At 41.0% G+C, this 3,191-nt stretch carries 3 protein-coding genes; 2 read left to right on the forward strand and 1 reads right to left on the reverse strand.

Annotated elements, in window-relative coordinates; translation table 11 throughout:
* Positions 1 to 979: cation transporter (locus ACP45E_RS20420; protein WP_198927773.1), on the reverse strand; the 979-nt coding region annotated here is incomplete at its 3' end.
* Positions 980 to 1,513: 534 nt separating this feature from the next.
* Here ACP45E_RS20420 and ACP45E_RS20425 point away from each other — a divergent pair.
* Both ACP45E_RS20425 and ACP45E_RS20430 read left to right on the forward strand, forming a co-directional pair.
* Positions 1,514 to 2,623, forward strand: a complete 1,110-nt coding sequence (locus ACP45E_RS20425) for a porin (RefSeq protein ID WP_017038034.1) — start codon at positions 1,514 to 1,516, stop codon at positions 2,621 to 2,623.
* Positions 2,624 to 2,693: 70 nt separating this feature from the next.
* The coding region (locus tag ACP45E_RS20430) for a DUF2057 family protein (protein WP_069585484.1) at positions 2,694 to 3,191 on the forward strand (498 nt) is incomplete at its 3' end.

A 3,191-nucleotide genomic window follows, 5' to 3' on the forward strand; every position in this document is an offset into this window, starting at 1 on the left:
CTAGAGCAATCAATGTATCCATCGTGGCTCGGCGATGTTTTACTGCTTTTAAGGCATTGATATAAAAAAGCCGACCTGATGTCATCATCAAGAATAAGCACACGATCCCAACCGCTCCCCAAGCGACCTGATCGGAATTGGAGCGGATCATCATATTTCCACCAAGCATTCCCCATAGCATTAATGGGCCACCTATCAATAATGCGTTGATGGCGTTTTGCTTATGGCGATTTAGCACGAGCAATCGTTGAGTTTTTTGTTTTTGTTGAGAAACCATCGGATCATTAACTACTTCAGCTTGATAGCCCGCTTTACCAATTTCGATAAGAAGCGCTTGTTCGGTACCTAAGTTAATGTTTTTTTTGTTGATTTCGACCACTGCACTTTGTTCTGCTAGGTTGATTTGAACAGCAATAACACCATCAACCCCATTTAACGCTTTTTCGACTGATGAAACGCAACTGGCGCATGTCATTCCATGAATGGATAGATGTAAACGGTGGTGTTCTGTTGGCAAAACTTCAGCTGAATTCATGACTTTCGACTGGCTGATCGCTTGATGGTCTTCTTCTGATTGAATGGTTGATAAGTTATCTGAAACAAGCTGGGCGTTATACCCCAGTGAGGCCACTAATTCTTGAACGTAAGTGTGATCGTTAATGGTGTAGACGGTCAGTAATTCTTTGGTCGCAGAGAAAAGGCCAATAGAGTCATCCTGTTCAATCAACTGGCTAAGTTTTTCGACACAGCGAGAACAACTCAGGCCTGAAAGTGTAAATTCAAAATAGTGCCCAGCGTTATAGCCTAAATTTTCGATGATCACTGCAAGTTGATGAAAAGAGGCGTCACTGCGCAGCTCGATATAGTCTTTTGAAAGGAAATCAATATTCACTGGGTACTGCTCGTTTAACGCTTTGTCTACTTTTTTTGCACAGCCCATGCAATTGAGCCCAATTAAAGGTATGGAATATTGATTCATGGTTATCTTCCTAAGGTTCTAGCATAGTAAAGAGCATAAACCTTACCTTATGGGTAAGGTCAAGGTGAGAATCAACGAAATTCCATTTAGGTATAGACGATTAAATTGCGATTGAACTGTCAGGTGAGTGTCAGATGAGCTGAAACAAATGTGAGATCTTAATCAAGATTTCAGTCTGATTAAAATAAAAAGGAAAATAAATACAAAAAACGCATGTGATTAAGATCTGGATTTTACCGGTACTGACCGTGTTTATGTGATCTTGATGAAGGTTTGGATGTGGCGGACCTAAAATACATTATTTTATGTTTGTTTAAAATTCTGTTTTTATTGGTTTTATTTCTTTTATCTTTATTTTTATTTGAAGTGTGTCGAATAAATATTGGCTTTGTTTTTTATTGGAAAAAAAGTTTGCAATATTTGCCTCGTCCATGAAAAGCAGTGCAACGTTAGTCAGCTATTTAGTCCAGTAGTTCCCTGCGTTGCTAATAAAAATATAAATAAATTCCTAACAAATGGGAAAGGGTTAAAACAATGAAAAATGTATTCAAGAAGTCTCTCGTAGGCGCAGCAGTTATGATGGCCGCAGGTACTGCAAACGCATATATGATTGGTGATGCTAACGATGCAAACGTTGAAGTATACGGTGTGGTATCTATCTCTGCTGTTGATTACAACCAAACGAAAACAGACGGCTCACCTGATGATGGTTGGGCGTTAGAGAATGAAACTCGTATCGGTTTCCGTGCTGCTAAAGTGATGACAGACAGCGTAACAGCGTTTATGCAAGTTGAATCTGGTTGGGTTTTAGATGATGGCGCAAAACTGGGTAATCGTGACACCTTTGTTGGTATGCGTGGTGATGATTGGGGTTCTGTACGTTTTGGCCGTATGCTAACGCCATTATATGAACTAGTGGATTGGCCTTACTCAGCTTCTAACCTAGGCCGAACATTCGACCGAGCATGGCGTAGCGGTGAGCGTTACCATTTTGATCGTAAGAGCCAGATGGCACGTTACGACTCTCCAATGTTTGGTGACATGGTTAAATTCAGTTTATCTGGTGGTAACGGTAGTGAGAACCATGAAGATTCAAACTTCTTCAGTGGTTCTGTATCAGTAACCCCTATTGACATGTTAACTGTACATGCGGCATACGAAACAGCAAAGGGAACCATTTTTGAAGGCGGTGAGGATGCTTACTGGAACTCAAATAACCCAGCACCAGATGGAAGTCCAACATGGGATACAGGTAAAGCGGCTTCTATTGGTGACACTGACTCAGCGTTTGTAGGTTTTGAGTTGCGCCCTATGGATAGCTTTAATGTTTTAGGTGCGTACAAAACTGGGTCTTATGATTCCACAAATAGCGGTGGCGGTTACGGATACACTGAACGTGAAATCGATGCTTATTCTATTCAAGCAAACTACTACCATGGCGCAATGAACTTCCGTGTCGGTTACGCCGATCAAACAGGTAAGACAGACAACCAAAAAGATAAAGATTTAGATGTTACATCTATCTCTGGTGAGGCAGGTTACTCGTTCAATTCTGTTTACACATTTGTTCGTCTAACTCAGCAAGATGATACCGCTTATGATAAAGATCTCATGATCCGTATCGGTACTGAATGGGTATTCTAATCCATTTCTAAACGGTATATTCTGGCGGACTTAATGTCCGCCTTTGTTGTTTCTGTAAGTTGGTAATCCTATGAAAAAACTAGCTATATTATCTCTCGCTCTTTTCAGCACGTTCTCCTATGCTAAAACCACAATCCAAACGGATTCTCGCGTGGAAATATTAGCGGTTAACCAAGAAATCAATCAGATTGCCAACAGTGGTAAAGGCGATTTGAAAATTGAAAATGGTCAAAATCAGTTATTGGTCCGAGTTACCGCAATGATTGATACCAATGGTGGGAAAGAGAAGTTTAACTCATCCCCATTAGTGGTTACATTTGACTCTGCTGATCAAACGCTATTATTGGAAACGCCATTCGCGATTCGCGATGAACGTGCGGTGAATAAATATAATCGAGCACCGAGCGTAAAAGTCACTAGCGCGGGTAAAGACGTTCCAGTCTCAACCGATGTGATCACCAATGAAACCTTCGCATTAATTAAAGACTACGATGCAATGTTAAGTAGTTACAACCAAGCAGGTGGTAAAGCTGCGATCGCTTCGACTAGCGTAGCGGCTGCATCTATC

This window comes from Vibrio genomosp. F10 str. 9ZD137 (genome assembly GCF_049974785.1).
In the GTDB taxonomy this organism is placed as follows: Bacteria; Pseudomonadota; Gammaproteobacteria; order Enterobacterales; family Vibrionaceae; genus Vibrio.